Genomic DNA, 18981 nt, shown 5'->3' on the forward strand with positions numbered 1-18981 from the left:
ACCCAGGCGCCCGGGCCCTGATGCCGTGGCCGGCGACGGCAGGGTCGCGACCCGGACGGCTGCCTAGGGCTCGCCGAGCATCGACCTCATCTGCTCGATCTCGGCCAGCTGCGAGGTCTCGATCGAGTGGGCGAGGTCGATCGCCGGGCCGTACTCGCCGTGCTCGATCTCGGTGCGCGCCATGGCGATCGCGCCCCGGTGGTGGACGATCATCATCCGCAGCCACATGTCCTCGAAGCCGGTCGAGGAGCGGTGGCGCAGCCGCAGGAAGTCGTCGTCGCCCATCATGCCGCGCGACCCGGACCCGCCGCCCGACATCATCGAGCCGCCGGACATCATGCCGCCGCCGCTGCCGGGCTCCTCGCCCCACGCGTCGAGCCATCCGGTCATCTCGTCGATCTCCGGCGTCTGGGCGGCGCGGATCGCCGTGGTCAGGGCGACGAAGTCGGGCGAGAGCTGGCGACCTCTGGTCATCGCGACCATGCGCAGCGCCTGCTGGTGGTGGGGGACCATCTCCGCGGCGAAGGTGACGTCGGAGGTGTTGTGGGAGCTGGTCGAGCTGGAGTCGTCGCTGCCACAGGCGCCGAGCGCCAGGGCGAGCGCGGTCGCGGCCAGGACGGCCAGGACGCGGGAACGGTGGATCTTCATGGGTCTTCTCGATTCGGGTCGCGTGGGGGTGGACGGGCAGGCGGAAGCGGCCGCAGGCGGCCCGCTCCTCAGCAGCGACACACGGACAGGCGAGACAGGCTCGGTGGATCGGGCGCACGGCTGCGCGGGCGCGGTCGTGGCGCCGAGGCGGGTTCCGTCGGGAGCCAGGCCGTCAGTGGGCGGGCTCCCCGGAGCGCGAGCCAGGCGGCGATCGCGCCCACCAGGATCGCGACGCACATCGCGCCCATCGGCATGGTGTCGAGCGCCGGGGCGACGGTGCTCCCGTCGGGGATCGCGGCGACCTCGGCCACGGCGACCGTGGTGCTCGAGACGGCCATCGTCATCGGGCCGTCGGAGCCGGCTTCGCTGCCGTGGTCGGCCAGGCCGTGCATGGCGAAGAGACCGGCCAGCAGCAGGAGCTGCAGGACCGGCGCCCACCGAGCGGCACGCCCCCTCATGTCCCGACGCTAACAAGACCCATGGTGCCGGCCGAGAGGCAAAAGTCCTCAGCGCAAGCGACGTACGGCGAAGGTGTCCGGCGGGTCCGCGATCGCGTCCTGGGCGGCGACCAGCTGGATCTCGCGGGTGCCGGCGGCGAGGGTCTGCTCGAGGATGGCGAAGACCGACGCCGTGGTGCGCGAGAGCGCGGTCTCGGCCGAGCCGGTCGTGTGGAGGTGGGCGAGGTAGAGCGCGGCGGTCACGTCGCCGCACCCGTTGGGCGTGATCGGCAGCAGCGGCGTCTCGACCGCCCAGGCGCCCTCGTCGGAGACCGCGAGGACGTCGAGCTTCCCGTCCGGCACGTCGCCGTGCAGGACGCTCGTCACGAGGATGTCGCGCGGGCCACGCTCGCGGACGTCGTCGACCGCGTCGAGGATCTCGGCCAGCGTCGTGGTCGTCCGCCCGGCGAGGAAGTCGAGCTCGAAGTGGTTGGGGGTGAGGACGTCGGCCTGCGGGACCACGGTGTCGCGCATGAACTCCGGGATGCCGGGGCGCACGAACATGCCCCGCCCGACGTCGCCCATCACCGGGTCACAGCAGTAGACGGCGGCCGGGTTGAGCTCCTTCACCCGGGCGACTGCGTCGAGGATCACCGCTCCCACGGCCGGGTCGCCCTGGTAGCCGGACAGCACCGCGTCGGCCTCGCCGAGCACGCCCCGGTCGTCGATGCCGGCGATCACCTCGCGGACGTCGTCGGCGCCCAGCAGCGGACCGCGCCACGCGCCGTACCCGGTGTGGTTGGAGAAGTGCACGGTCAGCACCGGCCACACCTCATGGCCCAGCCGCTGGAGCGGGAAGACGGCGGCGGAGTTGCCGACGTGGCCGTAGGCCACCGACGACTGGATCGACAGGATCTTCACCCGCCGGATCCTCCTCGCGGTGCGCCTGTACGAGCAAACTAGAACTTGTTACAGTCTTGGTCGCGCACACATTCTGCCGGTATGTCCGGCCTCTGGCACAGCGAGGTTGATCCATGGCGAAGCACCCGCCCCACACGAACGAGGCCGACTACGTGGTGGTCGGCTCCGGCAGCTCCGGCGCCGCGATCGCCGGCCGGCTGGCGCAGTCCGGCGCGAGCGTGATCGTGCTCGAGGCGGGCAAGAGCGACGAGCAGTACCTCGTCAAGAAGCCCGGCATGATCGGCCCGATGCACTCGGTGCCGCAGATCAAGGCGAAGGTCGACTGGGGCCTCTACTCCACCCCCCAGAAGCACCTCCTCGACCGGAAGATGCCGGTGCCGCGGGGCAAGGTCGTCGGCGGTTCGAGCTCGATCAACGGCATGGTCTACGTGCGGGGCAACCGCGCCAACTACGACTCCTGGGCCGCCGAGGGCAACACCGGCTGGTCGGCCGACGACGTCAACGCCGCCTATCGGCGGATGGAGGACTTCGAGGACGGCGCGAACGAGTACCGCGGCGCCGGTGGTCCGATCAAGGTCACCCGCAACAAGTCCCCGCAGGAGGGGTCGCTCCAGTTCATCCAGGCCACCGCCGACACGCTGGGCGTCAAGGTCCTCGACGACTACAACGGCGAGTCGCAGGAGGGGGTCAGCCGGATGCAGCAGAACGCGTCCGGAGGCCTGCGCTACAGCGCCTCGCGCGGCTACCTCCACCACCTCGACGTGCCCACGCTGCAGCTGCAGTCCGAGGTGCTCGTCACCAAGGTCACCATCGAGAACGGCCGGGCGACCGGGGTCGAGGTCACCGACAAGGACGGGTCGAAGCGCACCGTGCGCGCCGGCAAGGAGGTCATCCTCTCCGCCGGTTTCGTGGGATCGGCCCAGCTGTTGATGCTCTCCGGCATCGGCCACGCGCAGCACCTCACCGACCACGGCATCCCGGTCCTCGCCGACCTGCCCGTCGGCGACAACCTGCACGACCACCTCTTCCACGCGCTGACCTTCCACGCGACCACGTCGAGGATGCGTGGCAACGCGTTCTTCTTCGGCAAGGGCGTCATCAAGGAGGCCCTGCGGCCCGGCCGGACCTTCATGGCGAACTCGGTGTTCGAGGCCGTGGCCTTCCTGCGGACGTCGCAGGCGACCGACGTACCGGACCTCCAGCTGCACCTGCTGCCGTGGTCGTACGTCTCGCCCAACCAGGACGAGCCGATCCAGCACAAGGTCGACCCGCGGACGTCGCTGACGCTGCTCTCGACGCTGATCTACCCGCGGAGCCGGGGCACGCTGCGCCTGGCCTCGGCCGATCCCACGGCCGCACCGCTCATCGACTTCCAGTACCTCGCCGACGGCGCCGACCTCGAGGTGCTCGCCGAGGGCTCGGAGATGGTGCGCGAGATCATGGCCGCCGCCGGCTTCAACGGCGCGGTCAAGGAGGAGATCCATCCGGGTGCCGGTCTGAAGGGGCAGGAGCTGCGCGACGCGATCCTCAACCGGGCGACCTCGGTCTACCACGGTGTCGGCACCTGCCGGATGGGCGTGGACGAGCTCGCCGTCGTCGGTCCGGACCTCACGGTCCGCGGCATCGAGGGGCTGCGCGTCTGTGACGCGTCGATCATGCCGTCGATCACGGGGGGCAACACCAACGCCCCGGCGATCATGATCGGCGAGCGCGGCGCCGACCTGGTGCTGGGCCGATGACCGCCCTGCGGCAGGGGCCGGCCCGCCCGGCGTCGATCACCGACGCGTTCCTCCAGAAGCTCGTCGCGCGGGTGCCGTCGAGCAGCGGCGCCACGTGGCGGCTCACCGAGGTCTACACCGGTGAGGTGCTCGTCGAGCTGCCGCAGTCGACGCCGGAGGACATCGAGCAGGCGTACGCCGCGGCCCGCGAGGCCCAGCGCGAGTGGGCGGCGTGGCCGCTGGCCAGGCGGCTCGCGGTCTTCAAGAAGGCGCACGCGCTCTTCATCGACCGCGTCGAGACCACGACCGACCTGATCCAGGTCGAGAGCGGCAAGAACCGGCGGATGGCGATCGAGGAGACCTGTGACCCGCCGATGGTGATGAGCCACTACATCAAGCGAGCTCCCAAGCTCCTTGCGCCGACCAAGCGCGGCGGCCCGGTGCCGTTCCTGTCCACGTCGACCGAGATCCGCCAGCCCAAGGGCGTCGTCGGCATCATCGCGCCGTGGAACTTCCCGTTCGCGACGGGCATCTCCGACGCCATCCCGGCCCTGATCGCCGGCAACGGCGTGGTGCTGAAGCCCGACAACAAGACCGCGCTGTCGCCGCTCTACGGCATCGCGATGCTCGAGGAGGCCGGCCTGCCGAAGGGACTCTTCCAGGTCGTCTGCGGCGAGGGCCCGGACGTCGGCCCGACCTTGATCGACAACGCCAACTACGTGATGTTCACCGGCTCGACCAACACCGGCCGGGTGATCGGCGAGCGGGCCGGTCGCAACCTGATCGGCTGCTGCCTGGAGCTCGGCGGCAAGAACCCGATGATCGTGCTCGAGGACGCCGACATGGAGGAGACCGTCAACGGTGCGGTCTTCGGGGTGTTCGGCAACACCGGCCAGATCTGCATGCACATCGAGCGGATCTACCTTCCGGAGTCGCGCTACGACGACTTCAAGACCCGGTTCGTCGCGGCCGCCGAGGGGCTCGACGTCAGGGCGGCGTACGACTTCGGCCCCGAGATGGGCTCCCTGGTCTCGGTCGACCACAAGGACCGGGTGCAGTCGCACGTCGACGATGCCGTCGCCAAGGGCGCGACGGTCGTCACCGGCGGCAGGGCGCGCCCCGACCTCGGTCCGGCGTTCTTCGAGCCGACGATCCTCGAGGGCGTCACCCAGGACATGCTCGCCGGCACCACGGAGACCTTCGGTCCGGTGGTCGCGCTGCATCGCTACACAACGGTCGACGAGGCCGTCGAGCTCGCCAACGACACGGAGTACGGACTCAACGCCTCGGTGTGGGGCGGTGACCTCCAGGCGGCGAGCGAGGTGGCGGCCCGGATCGAGTCCGGCAACGTCAACGTCAACGACATCCTGGCCACGGCGTTCGCGTCGAAGGGCACGCCGTCCGGCGGCGTCAAGCAGTCGGGCGTCGGTGCACGGCACGGAGACCAGGGCCTGCTCAAGTACACCGACGTGCAGAACCTCGCCGTGCTCAAGAAGCAGGTCATGGGCGCCAGGCCCGGCCAGGACTACGACAAGTACGTGAAGGGGATGCTCAGCGGCCTGCGGATGATGCGCAAGACCGGCATCCGCTGACGATGTCGAGGAGTGTCCGCTCGCCGGTCGAGTCGGGAGTCCTGACCGTTGATTCGCCAGATTCGGCGGTCACAACTCACGACTCGACGGACGGAAGTCCCGACGCGACGAGCTAGGCGACCTGGAGCGACCGCTTGGACAACCCCATCCAGAAGCCGTCGATGACCTGGGTCCCGGGCTCGTCGGGCGTGGTCGCGGCGCCGAGGGTGACGAAGAGCGGCGTGTAGTGCTCGACGGTCGGGTGCGCGTAGGGCATGCCCGGACCGCGGGTGCGGTAGTTGGCGAGCTCGTCGACGTCGCCGCGGGCGAGCGCCTCGCCGGCCCAGGCGTCGAACTCCGCGGACCAGCCGGGGGCGGCGGCGTCGATGCGGAACTCCGTGAGGAACGGCAGCCCGTGGGTGAGGAAGCCCGAGCCGATGATGAGCACGCCCTCGTCGCGCAGCGGGCGGAGCCGTTCGCCGAGCTTCATCAGCCGGACCGGGTCGTGGGTGGGCAGCGACATCTGGAGGACCGGGATGTCGGCCTCCGGGTACATGATCCGCAGCGGCACCCACGCGCCGTGGTCGAGACCGCGGCTGGTGTGCTGGTGGACGGGCTCGGTCGCCGGCATCATCGCCGCGATCCGCTGTGCGAGCGCGGTGGCGTCGGGCGTCTCGTAGGTCATCCGGTAGTACTTCGCGTCGAAGCCGCCGAAGTCGTAGACCAGCGGCGCCTGGCTCGCGGTCAGGCTGACCGGTGCCGACTCCCAGTGTGCGCTGACGATCAGGATCGCCTTCGGGCGTGGGAGGTCGGCCGCCCACGAGGCCAGCTGGCCCGACCAGATCGGGTCGTCGAGCAGCGGTGGGGCACCGTGGCCGATGTAGAGCGCGGGCATTCGAGAGTCGTTCATGTCCCCTCCAATAGTTTCAGATTCAACTTTATTCCATCGGAAGCGCCACGTCCACCGTGCGGGTCAACCGGCCAGCGCCGAGAGCAGCGACAGCTCGGCCTGGGTCCCGAGGGCGATCAGGAGAGCGCCCGCGGGGACGACCAGGTCGTCGGGCGGGTTGGGCTCGAACGGCGCCTCCGGTGACCGTCGTACGGCGAGGACCAGCGCGCCGGTGCGCGTGCGCAGGTCGAGGTCCCCGAGCCGACGCCCGTCGAGCTCGGAGCCCGCGGCGGCGAGCACCTGCTGCACCCGCCAGTCCAGGTTCTCCTCGTGCATCACGACGTCGAGGAACTCCGCGACGTCGGGCTGCAGGGCGAAGGCCGCGAGCCGCCGCCCGCCGCTGCGCTGGGGGTTGACCGCGCGGGTGGCGCCCGCCAGCTCGAGCTTGGACTTCGAGCCGGTGGTGCGGGCGCGGGCCATGATCACGACGTCCGGACGCAGGGCCCGGGCCGACAGCGTGGTGTAGACCGTGTCGGCGTCCGACTCCAGGGAGACGATGACGGCGCGGGCGTGCTCGATGCCGGCCGCCACCAGGGTGCGGTCGTCGTTGACGTCGCCGACCAGACGCGGCGTCGCGGGGTCGAGCTCGTCGAACCGGGTGGGGTCGTTGTCGACGAGCACGACCTGCTCCCCGCTGAGGAGGAGGAAGTCGGCCGCGGCGCGGCCGACGCGCCCGTAGCCGCAGATGATGACGTGCCCGCGCAGGGCGGCGATGTGAGCGTCCATGCGACGCCTCTCCAGTTGCAGGCGCAGGTGGCCTTCGGTGACGGCTTCGAGGATCACGCCGAGGTTGTAGAGCACGGTCCCGACGCCCACCACGATCAGCACCATCGTGAAGACCTGACCTGCCGGGCCGAGCGGTCGGACCTCGCGGAAGCCGACGGTCGCGACCGTGGTGACCGTCTGGTAGAGCTCTTCCAGGAAGGTGAACCCCAGGCAGAGGTAGCCGATGGTGCCGAACACGGTCACCACGGCGAGCGCGGTCAGGGCGAGCCCGATCCGGCGTACGGAGTTCACACTCCGACGCTACGGACGGCGGAGGGTGCGCGCCCGGGCCGAAGGTCCCGTCAGGCCAGGTCCCATCGGACCGGCGCGCCGCCCTGCTCGACGAGCAGTGCGTTGACCCTGCTGAAGGGCCGGGACCCGAAGAAGCCACGGCTCGCCGAGAGCGGCGACGGGTGCACCGACTCGACCCACGGGATCGTCCCGAGCATCGGCTTGAGCCCCTGGGCGTCCCGGCCCCAGAGGATCGCCACGCACGGGCCGCCACGGTCCGCGAGCGCGTGGATGGCGCACTCGGTGATCTGCTCCCAGCCCTTGCCCCGGTGGGAGGCCGACGCGCCCGGCCGCACGGTGAGGCACCGGTTGAGCAGCATCACGCCCTGCTCGGCCCAGGCGGTGAGGTCGCCGTGCTCCGGGGTCTCGATGCCGAGGTCGACGCGCAGCTCCTGGTAGATGTTCGCCAGGCTGCGCGGGATCGGCCGCACGTCCGCGTCGACGGCGAACGACAGCCCGATCGGGTGGCCCGGGGTCGGGTAGGGGTCCTGTCCGACGACCAGCACCCGCACCTCGGCCAGCGGCCGCTGGAAGGCCCGGAAGATGTTCGGCCCGGTCGGCAGGTACGGCCGACCGGCGGCGATCTCCGCGCGCAGGAAGGCGCCCATGGCGGCGATCTGCTCGTCGACCGGCGCCAGCGCCTGGGCCCAGTCCGGTGCCACCAGTCCCTGGTCGACGAGTCCGGTGAGCGCGCTCATGCGGTCACGGTAGCCGTCAGAAACCCGCATCCTTCGGCAGGTACGGCGCGCGCCCGGTCTCGCCGACGTAGACGTCGAGGATCGCCTGGTGGGTGGCGTCACCGGCGACCGCGGACTGGTTGGCGACCAGGACCCGCTTGCCCAGGAAGGTCGCGCTGCACGGGGTGTCGAACGGGACCGGCGAGCCGTTGTCGCCGGTGAGCGCGGTGCCGAAGCGCCGCACCTCCTCGCCCGACGCGGTCAGCTCGACGAGCTGGTTGGAGAGGCCGGCGAGTGCGACGTACACGTGGCCGGACCTCCCGATGCCGAAGCCGTCGGGGAGGTCACCGGGCTGGGAGGTCCACAGCGTCGCGAGCGGGCCGGGCCTGCCGCTCGCGCGCACCGGCAGGCGGTAGAGCGCGCCGTTCGTCGGAGCGTCGCTCCCGTCGCTGACCGTCTGCTGGCTGATCAGCAGGTCGCCGCGTCCGGGCCGGTACCGGATCCCGGTGGTGCCGAACTCGACGGCCCCGGTGAGGGCGGGGGAGCTGAACCAGCGCCGCGGCTTCGACTCGCCGTGCGGGACCTTCCAGATCACGCCCTCGGCGTAGTCGGTGACGAAGAGCGCGCCGCGCGGCCCCCACGTCGCGTAGTTGGGCACCGCGCCGTCGGGGAAGCGCGCCACCCGCCGGAACGTCCCGGTGTCCGGGTCGAGCGTCAGGACCGAGGCCGTCGAGGTCTCGAGGAGGACCAGTCGGCCGCTGCGCGTCTGGTTCGCCACCTGGACCCCGTGGTCCGCGTCGAGGTCCTGCCCGGGCACGGTCCACGAGCGCAGGAGCGTGCCGTCGGCGCCCCACTCGAAGACCTTCGACCGCATCGTGCTGCCCGAGTCGACGTAGGTGCCGGCGTAGACACGGCCGTTGGTGTGCACGTGGACGTACGCCGGGAAGCCCGGCGAGGGCACCAGCGAGAAGACCCGCGTGTCACCCACCTCACGAGGTGCCGCCGAGACCGGCGACCAGACCGTGAGCGCCAGCGCCGCCGACACGACCAGGGTGAGGAGACGCCTCACAGCCGGTCTCCCACCTCGACCGCGGCACGCTCGCCGGCGCGCACGGCGCCGTCCATGTAGCCGGTCCAGTACGTCGAGGTCTCGGTGCCGGCCCAGTGCACCCGTCCGAACGGCTTCCGGATCGCCGAGCCGAACTGGATCATGGTGCCCGGGGCGTAGTTGGCGACCGGCCCGCCGGTCGTCCAGCGCTCCTCGGTCCAGTCGTGCTCGACGTAGTCGATCGGGTGGAGCGCCTCCTCGCCGAACATCGCCGCGAAGCCCTCGAGCACGGCCGCCTTGCGGTCGGCCCTGGTCAGCACGCCGTACTGGCGCCAGGTGGCGCCGCCGACGAAGGCGAGCAGCACGCCGGGCTCGCCGCCCGCGGGTGAGTTGTCGAAGACGGCGCGGCAGGCGCCGGCGTCGTTGATGCCGAAGCCGTTGAGCCCGGCCTCGCGCCAGAAGGGCTTCTCGTAGACGGCGTCGCACTTCATCAGCTGGCCCATGTCGAGGTGGCGCAGCAGCTGGAGCCGCTTGGTGGGCAGCTGCGGGAACCAGTCGATGTCGAGCACCAGCGGCGGGGGAGCGGCGACGATGACCCGCTGGGCGCGCACCGCGCCGCGCGCGTTGTGCACGACGGCGCGGCCGTCCTTCTGCACGATCCTGTGCACCGGCGCGTGCAGCGCGACCACGTCGCCCAGCTGCTCGGCCACCCGCAGCGGCACCAGCTGCGAGCCGCCGACGAAGCGCCTCTCCTGGGCGCCGCCCGCCGTGTCGGAGTTGCGGGCGAAGGTGCCGACGTTCTTCTCGTTGCCGGAGCAGGCGACGTACCAGAGCACGTAGAGCAGGGAGAGCTCGTTGGGGTCGGCGCCGAAGCCGGGCTGGGTCCAGCACTCGATCAGGTTCTCCACGCCTGCGCCGTTGACGGCGTTGGCGCGGATCCACTCGCCGAGGGTCATCGCGTCCCAGTCGGCGGCGCTCGGGTGGGTCCACGGTGCGTCGACGGGGATCTCGGCGGCCATCATGTCAATGCGCTGCAGCAGGACGGCGGCGTCCGGGAGGATCGTCGGGTCCGGGGGGACGGTGCCGGAGTACTCCGTGCGGCCCGTCGTCGACGAGACGTAGACGCTGTTGCCGGTGTTGTACTCGGGGAACGTCGGCACCTTCATCTCGCGCGCCAGCCGGGCGATGTGGTCCTGGGTCGGGCCGATGAAGGCGCCGCCGGACTCGATGGTGGCGCCGTGGGTGCCGGGCCCCTTCAGGTGGTGGTTGAGCACCCGGCCGCCGACGCGGCCCCGTGCCTCGACGAGCAGCACGTCGTGGCCGCGGTGGGCGAGCTTGCGGGCGGCGACCAGGCCGGAGATGCCACCGCCCACGACCACGACGTCGACCTGACGCGGCAGCGAGCCCTGGCGGGAGCCGGCGGCGACCGCGTCGTGCAGGGCGCCGGTGCCGAGGGCGAGGCCGCCGAGCGAGGTACTGCCGAGCAGCAGGCGGCGGGTGAGCAGGGGCTGGGTCATCGTGGCGGCTCCTGGCTGGATCTGGAGGTGCGTGTCAGATTCGTGGTCGTGCCCTGCACTCCGGTCGCGGTGTCGACGCCCTGACAACGAGGGACATCGCCGAAGGTGCCGGTGCGCCGGTCGCGTCGCTCCCGGTCGCGGGGCTGGTCCGGACCACCATGCTCGCGTTCGTGCGTGTCCACCACCGTCGGCCCGCCTTCGTGGAGATCTACCTGCGGGGGCGCAACAATGCCGCTGTCCATCGCTTCGGGCGCGAGCACAGCGCCCGGGTCGCCCAGATGCTGCAGGAGTACGCCGTGGAAGCTGGCCTCGCCACCACCGAGCTGACCCCGACCATGGCGCGCCTGGCCGTCGAGAAGGGCCGCGCTCTGGTCACCGCCCACCTCGAGCGACACGCGACGCCCGCGGGTCTCACCGGGATCGCTCGATGAGCGCCGAGGCCGTCGACACCGCCGCCCTGCGTGCCGCGGTCGCCGACGCGGCGCTCCGGCTCGCGGACGTCGGCCTGCTCGTCGGTGCGGCCGGCAACGTCAGTGCCCGCGCCGGCGACCTGGTCGCGGTGACCGGCACCGGGATCGTGCTCGCGAGGTGCCGCCCGGAGGACGTCACCGTGGTCGACCTCGACGGCCACGTGGTCCTCGGCGACCGGGGGCCCACCTCCGAGCTCGAGCTGCACCTCGGGATCTACCGCGACCACGGTCCCGACAAGGTCCTCGGCGTCGTCCACACGCACGCGCCGTACTCCACCGCCGTGGCCTGCGTGCTCGACGTGCTGCCCGTCATCCATTACCAGCAGCTGCTGCTGGGCGGCGATATCCGGGTAGCGCCGTACGCCACTTTCGGCACCGAGGAGCTGGCCGGCCACGTGCGCGCCGCGCTGACCGACCGCACCGCCGCGCTGATGGCCAACCACGGCTCGGTCGCGATCGGGAAGACCCTCGACGTCGCGGTGGAGGGCGCCTACCTGCTTGAGTGGCTGGCCCAGCTCCACCACCGCGCGACCGCCCTCGGGACCCCGCGACAGCTCACCCACGACGAACAGGCCGCGGTCGTGATGGCCGCGATCGTGCGCAACTACGGACCCCTGGGGGACAAGCCATGAAGGTCGCGACCGTGGGCGTGCACGTCCTCGACACGCACGTCATCGGCATCGAGTCGATCCCCGACGGCTCCGACGGCCAGCTCGTCGAGACGATCCGGATGTCACCGGCCGGCACCGCCGGGGGTACGGCGGTCGTGCTCAGCCGCCTCGGCGCGGAGGTGCTCGGCTTCGGCGCCGTCGGCGAGGACCCGATCGCCACCAGCCTGCTCGCGCTGCTCACCCGGGAGGGTGTCGACGTCACCGGGCTGGTGCGCAAGCCCGGTCACCAGACCTCGGCGTCGGTGATCCCGGTGCGGCCGAACGGCGACCGGCCCGCGTGGCACTGCATCGGCGCCAACGGCGCCTTCACCCTCGACGACCTCGACCGCGAGGCGCTCGACGGCATCACCCACCTGCACCTCGGTGGCCCGGAGTTCCTGGGCGGCGAGGCGGCCGGCCGGCTGCTCGCCCACGCCCGGTCGATCGGGGCCACCACGTCGCTCGACGTCCTGGCGCCGGGCGACCCCGACCTGCTCGCCTGGATCGCCGACGCGCTGCCGCACACCGACTACCTGCTGCCGAACGACGAGCAGGTGCTCGGCTTCACGGGTGCCTCGTCGCTCGCCGACGGCGCGCGGGCGCTGGTCGACGCGGGCGCCGGCTGCGTGGCCGTCACCCAGGGTTCGAGGGGCGCGCTCGTCGTCACCGCCGACGAGACGGTCGAGGTGCCGGCGTACGTCGTCGACGTGGTCGACACGACCGGCTGCGGTGACGCCTTCTCGGCAGGCTTCCTGCGTGGGCTCTCGCTCGGCCGCGACCTGCGCGGCGCCGCCGAGCTCGGCTGCGCCACCGCGGCCCAGGTGGCGCAGGGGCTCGGCACCGACGCGGGTTCCTACGACCTGGAGTCCGTGCTCGCCTTCATGGGCTAGCGGCTCGGCCGCGCCAGCCGGTCGAGGAAGGCCACCAGCAGCGCCTCGCGCATCGCGGGCGAGGCGAGGTCGAGCATCGCGTTGACCTCGGCCATCCGGCCGGGGAGCGCGAGACCGCCGTCGTCACTGCCGCCGACCAGTCCGGCGGCCACGAGCAGGCCGTCGAAGTCGTCGTCCGAGAGCGCCGCCGGGTCGAGCGTCTCGATGAACGCCGCGACCCCGGGGTCGACGCCCACCGGTCCGGCCGCCACGGCGGCGGCGACCGACTCGGTGAGCGCGGAGAGGAACTCGTCGACGTGCGCCAGCGTGGCGGCGCTGACGGAGAGGTGGATGTTGGGCGGTTGGCCGCCGTACGACATCTGGGGCTGGACGTACCAGTCGCGCGCGGCCATCTCGTCGCAGATCGTGAAGGCGTCGCAGGTCTCGTCGGTGGCCAGCGCGACCAACGTGGAGTCGGGCGCCGCGACCAGGTGCAGCTCCGGGATGTCCGCGACCCCGGCGACGATCCGGTCGACGGCGTCGAAGACGTCGCGGGTGAGCTTCTCGTAGCCCGCGTCACCCAGGGCCTGCACGACCGCCCAGGCCCCGGCGAGCGGCCCACCCGACTTGGTCGACTGGATGGTCGAGTTGAGCATCGTGTAGCCGGGCCAGTCGGCGTGCGCGAAGTACTGCGGGCGCCGGTGCGCCGGCGAGCGGTGCAGCAGCACCGAGGTGCCCTTGGGGGCGTAGGCGTACTTGTGGGTGTCGACCGAGATCGAGGTGACGCCGTCGACCGCGAAGGTCCACGGGGGCACGGCGCGACCGATCCGGGCCGCGTACGGCAGCACCCAGCCGCCGATGCACGCGTCGACGTGGCAGCGGATCCCGCGCTCGGCCGCGGCCGCGGCGACCGGCGGCACGGGGTCGACGACGCCGTGGGCGTACGACGGGGCCGAGACGACGACCAGCACGGTGCGCTCGGGCGCCGCGTCGACGGCCTCGACCATCGCGGCGGCGTCGGCGCGGAAGTCGGGCCCGACCGGGACCACGACGGCCTCGACGCCGAAGTAGTGCGCGGCCTTGAGGAACGCCGCGTGCACGGTCGAGGGCACGACCATCCGCGGGCGGTCGACGTCGGGGCGGCTGTCGCGCGCGCCCTGGACCGCCAGCAGGCACGACTCGGTGCCGCCCGACGTGACCGTCCCGACCGCCTCGGGCGGCGCGTCGAGGAGGTCGGCCGTGAACCCGACCAGCTCGTTCTCCATCCGGAGCAGGCTCGGGAACGCGGTCGGGTCGAGCCCGTTGGAGCCGGCGTACGCCGCGACCGCCTCGCGGCCGATCCGGTCGACGTCGGGCAGGCCGGAGTCGTAGACGTAGGCCAGGGTGCGGCCGCCGTGCACGGGCAGGTCGGCCGCCTGCATCGTCCGCAGGCGGGAGAGGGGGTCGTCGCTCATGCGGGGTCCCCGGCGAGAGCGGAGCGCAGCGAGCATGGTGCTGGGGTGATCATGCCGCCACGGTCTCATTCACCTCGTCGGCGGTGAGCGTGTAGCGCCGCAGCCACCACAGGCTGCCCAGCACGAGCGCGGCCGGGAGGATGGAGAAGCCGAGGGTGATCGCGGTGAGGGCCGAGTCGGGCTGGGCGATGTCGCCGTCGGTCGACGAGCGGTAGCCGCCGATCGCGAGCACGACCGCGAAGGCGCCGGGACCGAGCGCCAGGCCGAGGGTCTCGCCGGCGGTCCAGACCCCGGTGTAGACGCCGGCCCGGTTGGAGCCGGTACGCCGCGCGTCGACGGCGGCGGCATCGGGCAGCATCGCGAGCGGGAAGACCTGGCAGCCGGCGTAGCCGACCCCGACCAGGACCACCGCGAGGTAGACGACCGCCGGCGGCGCGACCTGGGCCGTCGTCGCGAGCAGGGCGCCGGCCGCGAGGATCACCGAGGAGGCGACGTAGCCCTGCTTCTTGCCCATCCGGGTGCCGAGCGCGGACCAGACCGGCGTCAGCAGGAGGGCGGGCCCGACGAAGCAGACGAACAGGATCGTGGCCGCCCCCTTCTTGCCGAGCACGTCCTCGGCCAGGTAGTCGACGCCGGCGAGCATGCAGCCGGTGGCGAGGGCCTGGACGACGAAACAGGTGAGCAGGAAGCGGAAGTCGCGGGCGGTCGCCACGATCCGCAGCTGGTCGCGCAGGCTGCCGGCGCCGGGCTGCGGCGCGGCGACCGGCGCGTGGCGGGTGCCGACGTACGCGCTGACGACGCCGACGAGGATGATCGCGGCCATCGCGACGCCCATCACGCGGTAGCCCGCGCGGCCGCCGACGGCGTCGCGGATCAGCGGGGCGGTCGCGCCGGCGAGCATGATCGTGAAGGCCAGGATCGCCACCCGCCAGGTCATCAGGCGGGTGCGCTCGTCGTACGAGCCGGTCATCTCGGCGGGCATCGCGACGTAGGGCACCTGGAAGAACGCGTACGCCGTCGCGCAGCCGACGAAGAGGACGAGCACCCACAGGGCCTCGAGCCCGGTCGCCATCTCGGGGGCGGCGAAGAGCAGCGCGAAGCCGAGGGCGAGCGCGAGCCCCGCGCGCAGCAGCCACGGCCGGCGCGGGCCTCGGGCGTCGACGGTGCGGTCGCTGATCCGGCCGGCGATCGGGTTGAGGACCACGTCCCAGGCCTTCGGCAGGAACACGATGAACCCGGCCAGGATGGCCGCGATCCCGAGGCTGTCGGTGAGGTAGGGCAGGAGCATCAGCCCGGGCACGGTGCCGAACGCGCCCGTGGCGACCGAGCCCGAGCCGTAGCCCAGCCGGACGCTCCTCGGCAGGCGGTCGGTCGCTGGCATGGGGGGAGGCTAGCGTCCGTTCTGCCTGTCCGCCCTAGCGCGAGAGGGCGCGCGAGCCGCCGGAGCCGTACCGGCGCTTCGGGTTGGAGCCGATCGCGTCCGGTGAGGCCACCTTCTTCGCCACGGTCTTCTTGGCGGGAGCTGCCTTCTTCGCGGGTGCGGCCTTCTTGGCGGGAGCTGCCTTCTTCGCGCCAGCTGCCTTCTTCGCGGGAGCGGCCTTCTTCGCGCCCGCTGCCTTCTTCGTCGCAGCGACCTTCTTCCCGGGCTTGCGCGCCGCCACCTTCGTGGCGTCCGCGCCCGACCACTGGGCGATCCACTCGTCCAGCACCGCCCAGGTCGTCCGGCGGGCCGCGCGGCCGGTGAGCATGCCGAGGTGACCGCCGGGCACGATCTCGAAGCGCACGTCGCGGGAACCGGAGAGCAGGTCGACGACCGGCTTGACCGACCCGACCGGGGCGATGCCGTCGGTCGAGCCCGCGAAGACCAGCACCGGCGCACTGACCGCGGACAGCGACACCTGCTGGTCGCCGATCTCGACGGTGCCGCTCGCGAGCGCGTTGCCCTTGGCGAAGCGGTGGTAGAGCTGTCCGAAGCTGCGGCCGGGGTAGGCGGTCATCCTCGACGTGAACCGGTCGACCGCCTCGAGCTGGGCCAGGAAGTCGGTGTCGTCGAGGTGCGACGCGATCGCCAGTGGCTTGGTCACCAGCTTCTGGAACGACGAGAGCTGGAAGGCCCACCGCACCAGGGGCGTCGGCGCGCCGCCGGCGGCCCGGTAGGCGCGGGTCACGAGCCCGCGACCCTCGGTCAGGTTGAGGAGCGGCCGCAGCGGCGCGACCAGTGGCACCTTCGCCACGTCGACCGGCGAGCCGATGACCGACAGCGACGCGATCGGGAGGTCGGGGGAGCCGGCGGCGGCGAGCATCGCGAAGATCCCGCCGAGGCTCCAGCCGACGACGTGCACGGGCCGGCCACCGGCGTGCGCCGAGACCTCGCGGACGGCGGTGGGCACGACCTCCTCGACCCAGTGCTCGAGCCCGAGGTTGCGGTCGCGGAAGGAGACCTCGCCGTACTCGACCAGGTACGTCGGGCGCCCCCCGGCCACGAAGTGCTCGACCAGCGAGCAGCCCCGGCGCAGGTCGAAGCAGATCGCCGGCGCGGCCAGCGGCGTGACCAGGAGGACCGGGTCGCCCTGGGAGCGGACGTTGGCGGCGGGCCGGTAGTGATAGACCTCCCGCAGCATGCCGTCGTCGATCAGCGTGCGGGGCATCGGGCGCAGGTCCGCGAGCCCGCCGTAGAGCAGCAGGTGGGCCACGTTGCCGGCAGCCGAGACGACCTGGTCGGGCTTCGGCACGAGGTCCATGCTCGCGAAACTACCCGACCCGGTGGGATACGTTGCGGCCATGGGCTTCTTCGACTTCCTGCGGGACAGCCCGCGCTACGCCGACACCCCGGCCAGTATCGCGCGTCTGAACAAGCGCCATCGGTTCCTCATCGACCCCTACGTCGATGACATCAAGGGTGCCTCGGTCCTCGACCTCGCGTCCCACGACGGCCGCTGGTCCTACGCGCTGAGTGCGGCGGGCGCGCGCGAGGTGCTCGGGATCGAGGGTCGCGCGGAGTCGATCGAGCAGTGGGCGGCCTACCCCGAGGGCCCGGTCAAGGACCGCGTGAGCTTCGTGCACGGAGACGTCTACGAGGAGTTGCCGCGCCTGGTCGCCGAGGGCCGGCAGTTCGACGTGGTCGCGCTGTTCGGGCTCTTCTACCACGTGATGGACCACTACAACCTGCTCAAGCTGATCTACGCGGTGAAGCCCAAGCTGATCATCATCGACAGCGAGTTCTACATCAGCCCGGACCCCACCGTGCGGATCGCCCGGGAGAAGACCGACAACCGGCTCAACTCGATCGAGCACATCCCCGGGCAGAAGCGGGCGCCGATGGGGTTCCCCAGCCGGAGCGCCCTCGAGGTGATGGCCGCGACGCTGGGCTACGGCGTCGAGTGGGCCGACTGGGGCACCGTCCCCCCGGATCGGCGCAACGGCCTGGCGTCCTACTACCGCGAGCCTCCCGAGTGGAAGGTCCGCGACACCTGCGCGCTGCGCCCGCTCGCGGCGGAGTAGGCGCTAGGAACGACGGGCCGGCCGGACCGTCTTGCCGTGCGAGGGGCGGACGGCGGTGAGCTCGGCGAGGAAGCTGTCGGCCCAGGCGGCGACGTCGTTCTGGCTCACGGTCTTGCGCATCGCCTTCATCCGGCGGGTCACCTCGCGCTCGTCGGCCCGGAAGGCCTCGAGCAGCGCCGACTTCATCCCGTTGATGTCGTAGGGGTTGATCAGCCAGGCCTGGCGCAGCTCCTCGGCGGCGCCGGCGAACTCGGAGAGCACCAGCGCGCCGTCGTTGTCGTAGCGGCAGGCGACGTACTCCTTGGCGACCAGGTTCATCCCGTCGCGGTACGGCGTCACGACCATCACGTCGGCGGCCCGGTAGAGCGCGGCCATCTCCTCTCGGGGGAACGAGGAGTGCATGTAGCTGATCGCGGGGCGGCCGATGCGGCCGAGGTCGCCGTTGATCCGGCCGACCAGCCGGTCGATCTCGTCGCGGAGGATCCGGTACTGCTCGACCTGCTCGCGTGACGGTGTCGCGACCTGGACGAACACGGCGTCCTCGACGTCGAGCTCACCCTCGGCGATCAGCTCGCTGAAGGCACGGAGCCGGGCGTAGATGCCCTTCGTGTAGTCGAGGCGGTCGATGCCCAGGAAGATCTTGCGCGGGTTGCCGAGCTGCTCGCGGATCTCGGCGGCGCGGTCCACGACCCCCTCGGAGCGGGCGAGCTCCTCGAAGCCCGCGGCGTCGATGGAGATGGGGAACGCCGCGGCCCGCACGGTGCGGCCGTCGGGCAGGTAGACGAGGTCACGGTGGGTCTTGTGGCCGACCCGCTGCCGCACCAGGCGGACGAAGTTCTGGGACGCACCGGCGAGCTGGAAGCCGACCAGGTCGGCTCCGAGCAGGCCCTCGAGGATCTGGCGCCGCCACGGCAGCTGCTGGAAGAGCTCGGCCGGAGGGAACGGGATGTGCAGGTAGAAGCCGATCCGCAGGTCGGGACGCAGCTCGCGGAGCATCTGCGGGACCAGCTGGAGCTGGTAGTCGTGGACCCAGACCGTCGCGTCCGCGGCGGCGACCTCGGCGGCCTTCTCGGCGAAGCGCTGGTTGACCGACACGTAGGCGTCCCACCACTCTCGGTGGAACTCCGGCTTGGCGACGAGGTCGTGGTAGAGCGGCCACAGGGTGGCGTTGGAGAAGCCCTCGTAGAAGTTCTCGATCTCGTCCTGGCTCATCGTCATCGGGACGAGGTGGAGGCCTTCGTCCTCGAAGGGCTCGAGGTCGCTCTCGGTGCCGCCGGGCCAGCCGATCCAGGTGCCGTCGTTGGCGCGCATCACCGGTTCGATGGCGCTGACCAGGCCGCCCGGTGACCGACGCCAGCCGGGCGTCCCGTCGGCGAGCGTCACCCGGTCGACGGGCAGGCGGTTCGCGACGATGACCAGGTCAGCCGAGCCAGAGGAAGCCACGCCTTCACCTTAGGCGAGGGCCTCAGGGCGCGAGGTGGTGGCTCGGGTCGCC

At 71.9% G+C, this 18981-nt stretch carries 18 protein-coding genes; 6 read left to right on the forward strand and 12 right to left on the reverse strand.

The window, feature by feature from the left end; translation table 11 throughout:
• Nucleotides 1–63 precede the first annotated feature (63 nt).
• The 3 genes from PD653B2_RS04105 to pdxY form a co-directional block, all read right to left on the reverse strand.
• The gene (locus PD653B2_RS04105) at nucleotides 64–648 is read right to left on the reverse strand and encodes a DUF305 domain-containing protein (protein ID WP_085871059.1); all 585 of its coding nucleotides are present in this window, start codon (nucleotides 646–648) and stop codon (nucleotides 64–66) included.
• A 68-nt stretch (nucleotides 649–716) separates the two neighbouring features.
• Nucleotides 717–1106: a DUF6153 family protein gene (locus PD653B2_RS04110; protein ID WP_085871060.1), complete on the reverse strand. Its 390-nt coding sequence runs from the start codon at nucleotides 1104–1106 to the stop codon at nucleotides 717–719.
• Between the two features lie 48 nt (nucleotides 1107–1154).
• Entirely contained in the window at nucleotides 1155–2006 is an 852-nt protein-coding gene (pdxY, locus tag PD653B2_RS04115) for a pyridoxal kinase PdxY (protein ID WP_085871061.1), read from the reverse strand.
• A 113-nt stretch (nucleotides 2007–2119) separates the two neighbouring features.
• Here pdxY and PD653B2_RS04120 point away from each other — a divergent pair, with 113 nt between their 5' ends.
• Nucleotides 2120–3745, forward strand: a complete 1626-nt coding sequence (locus PD653B2_RS04120; RefSeq protein WP_085871062.1) for a GMC family oxidoreductase — start codon at nucleotides 2120–2122, stop codon at nucleotides 3743–3745.
• Complete coding sequence (locus tag PD653B2_RS04125) at nucleotides 3742–5316, forward strand: succinic semialdehyde dehydrogenase (RefSeq protein WP_085871063.1); 1575 nt, start codon at nucleotides 3742–3744, stop codon at nucleotides 5314–5316. Before PD653B2_RS04120 ends, PD653B2_RS04125 begins: the two co-directional genes overlap by 4 nt.
• 112 nt (nucleotides 5317–5428) lie before the next feature.
• Here PD653B2_RS04125 and PD653B2_RS04130 read toward each other — a convergent pair whose 3' ends face one another.
• The 5 genes from PD653B2_RS04130 to PD653B2_RS04150 form a co-directional block, all read right to left on the reverse strand.
• Entirely contained in the window at nucleotides 5429–6205 is a 777-nt protein-coding gene (locus PD653B2_RS04130) for a dioxygenase (RefSeq protein ID WP_207559233.1), read from the reverse strand.
• Nucleotides 6206–6268: 63 nt separating this feature from the next.
• Nucleotides 6269–7261, reverse strand: coding sequence for a potassium channel family protein (locus PD653B2_RS04135; protein ID WP_085871065.1), 993 nt, complete (start codon nucleotides 7259–7261; stop codon nucleotides 6269–6271).
• A gap of 50 nt (nucleotides 7262–7311) precedes the next feature.
• Entirely contained in the window at nucleotides 7312–7998 is a 687-nt protein-coding gene (locus PD653B2_RS04140) for a uracil-DNA glycosylase (RefSeq protein WP_085871066.1), read from the reverse strand.
• Nucleotides 7999–8014: 16 nt separating this feature from the next.
• Nucleotides 8015–9046, reverse strand: a complete 1032-nt coding sequence (locus PD653B2_RS04145; protein ID WP_085871067.1) for a hypothetical protein — start codon at nucleotides 9044–9046, stop codon at nucleotides 8015–8017.
• Nucleotides 9043–10542: a flavin monoamine oxidase family protein gene (locus PD653B2_RS04150; protein ID WP_085871068.1), complete on the reverse strand. Its 1500-nt coding sequence runs from the start codon at nucleotides 10540–10542 to the stop codon at nucleotides 9043–9045. The genes PD653B2_RS04145 and PD653B2_RS04150 overlap by 4 nt, the downstream gene beginning before the upstream one ends.
• A 170-nt stretch (nucleotides 10543–10712) precedes the next feature.
• Here PD653B2_RS04150 and PD653B2_RS04155 point away from each other — a divergent pair, with 170 nt between their 5' ends.
• The 3 genes from PD653B2_RS04155 to PD653B2_RS04165 are packed head-to-tail and all read left to right on the forward strand — an operon-like array spanning nucleotide 10713 to nucleotide 12552.
• A complete protein-coding gene (locus PD653B2_RS04155; protein WP_133058873.1) occupies nucleotides 10713–10973 on the forward strand; it encodes a hypothetical protein in 261 nt (86 codons plus the stop codon).
• Nucleotides 10970–11644, forward strand: coding sequence for a class II aldolase/adducin family protein (locus PD653B2_RS04160; RefSeq protein ID WP_085871070.1), 675 nt, complete (start codon nucleotides 10970–10972; stop codon nucleotides 11642–11644). The genes PD653B2_RS04155 and PD653B2_RS04160 overlap by 4 nt, the downstream gene beginning before the upstream one ends.
• Complete coding sequence (locus tag PD653B2_RS04165; RefSeq protein ID WP_085871071.1) at nucleotides 11641–12552, forward strand: carbohydrate kinase family protein; 912 nt, start codon at nucleotides 11641–11643, stop codon at nucleotides 12550–12552. Before PD653B2_RS04160 ends, PD653B2_RS04165 begins: the two co-directional genes overlap by 4 nt.
• Here PD653B2_RS04165 and PD653B2_RS04170 read toward each other — a convergent pair.
• Genes PD653B2_RS04170 through PD653B2_RS04180 form a run of 3 tightly spaced genes read right to left on the reverse strand, consistent with a single transcriptional unit; the run spans nucleotide 12549 to nucleotide 16726 of the window.
• A complete protein-coding gene (locus tag PD653B2_RS04170) occupies nucleotides 12549–13985 on the reverse strand; it encodes a pyridoxal phosphate-dependent decarboxylase family protein (protein WP_085871072.1) in 1437 nt (478 codons plus the stop codon). The two genes, PD653B2_RS04165 and PD653B2_RS04170, sit on opposite strands and share 4 nt — an antisense overlap.
• Before the next feature lie 49 nt (nucleotides 13986–14034).
• Nucleotides 14035–15366, reverse strand: coding sequence for an MFS transporter (locus tag PD653B2_RS04175; RefSeq protein WP_085871073.1), 1332 nt, complete (start codon nucleotides 15364–15366; stop codon nucleotides 14035–14037).
• Nucleotides 15367–15400: 34 nt separating this feature from the next.
• Nucleotides 15401–16726, reverse strand: a complete 1326-nt coding sequence (locus tag PD653B2_RS04180; RefSeq protein WP_085871074.1) for an alpha/beta fold hydrolase — start codon at nucleotides 16724–16726, stop codon at nucleotides 15401–15403.
• Between the two features lie 40 nt (nucleotides 16727–16766).
• Here PD653B2_RS04180 and PD653B2_RS04185 point away from each other — a divergent pair, with 40 nt between their 5' ends.
• On the forward strand, nucleotides 16767–17486 hold the full coding sequence (locus PD653B2_RS04185) for a class I SAM-dependent methyltransferase (protein WP_165763320.1): 720 nt from the start codon (nucleotides 16767–16769) through the stop codon (nucleotides 17484–17486).
• A 3-nt stretch (nucleotides 17487–17489) separates the two neighbouring features.
• Here PD653B2_RS04185 and PD653B2_RS04190 read toward each other — a convergent pair whose 3' ends face one another.
• Nucleotides 17490–18929: an alpha,alpha-trehalose-phosphate synthase (UDP-forming) gene (locus PD653B2_RS04190; RefSeq protein WP_085871076.1), complete on the reverse strand. Its 1440-nt coding sequence runs from the start codon at nucleotides 18927–18929 to the stop codon at nucleotides 17490–17492.
• Between the last annotated feature and the right edge of the window lie 52 nt (nucleotides 18930–18981).

This window comes from Nocardioides sp. PD653-B2 (assembly GCF_002117935.1).
In the GTDB taxonomy this organism is placed as follows: domain Bacteria; phylum Actinomycetota; class Actinomycetes; order Propionibacteriales; family Nocardioidaceae; genus Nocardioides.

Bases quoted from the DNA above. Each gene is read 5' to 3' on its own strand.
- PD653B2_RS04105 (WP_085871059.1), bottom strand. From the start codon at position 648: ATGAAGATCCACCGTTCCCGCGTCCTGGCCGTCCTGGCCGCGACCGCG.
- PD653B2_RS04110 (WP_085871060.1), bottom strand. From the start codon at position 1,106: ATGAGGGGGCGTGCCGCTCGGTGGGCGCCGGTCCTGCAGCTCCTGCTG.
- PD653B2_RS04120 (WP_085871062.1), top strand. From the start codon at position 2,120: ATGGCGAAGCACCCGCCCCACACGAACGAGGCCGACTACGTGGTGGTC.
- PD653B2_RS04125 (WP_085871063.1), top strand. From the start codon at position 3,742: ATGACCGCCCTGCGGCAGGGGCCGGCCCGCCCGGCGTCGATCACCGAC.
- PD653B2_RS04130 (WP_207559233.1), bottom strand. From the start codon at position 6,205: ATGAACGACTCTCGAATGCCCGCGCTCTACATCGGCCACGGTGCCCCA.
- PD653B2_RS04140 (WP_085871066.1), bottom strand. From the start codon at position 7,998: ATGAGCGCGCTCACCGGACTCGTCGACCAGGGACTGGTGGCACCGGAC.
- PD653B2_RS04150 (WP_085871068.1), bottom strand. From the start codon at position 10,542: ATGACCCAGCCCCTGCTCACCCGCCGCCTGCTGCTCGGCAGTACCTCG.
- PD653B2_RS04160 (WP_085871070.1), top strand. From the start codon at position 10,970: ATGAGCGCCGAGGCCGTCGACACCGCCGCCCTGCGTGCCGCGGTCGCC.
- PD653B2_RS04165 (WP_085871071.1), top strand. From the start codon at position 11,641: ATGAAGGTCGCGACCGTGGGCGTGCACGTCCTCGACACGCACGTCATC.
- PD653B2_RS04170 (WP_085871072.1), bottom strand. From the start codon at position 13,985: ATGAGCGACGACCCCCTCTCCCGCCTGCGGACGATGCAGGCGGCCGAC.
- PD653B2_RS04175 (WP_085871073.1), bottom strand. From the start codon at position 15,366: ATGCCAGCGACCGACCGCCTGCCGAGGAGCGTCCGGCTGGGCTACGGC.
- PD653B2_RS04180 (WP_085871074.1), bottom strand. From the start codon at position 16,726: ATGGACCTCGTGCCGAAGCCCGACCAGGTCGTCTCGGCTGCCGGCAAC.
- PD653B2_RS04185 (WP_165763320.1), top strand. From the start codon at position 16,767: ATGGGCTTCTTCGACTTCCTGCGGGACAGCCCGCGCTACGCCGACACC.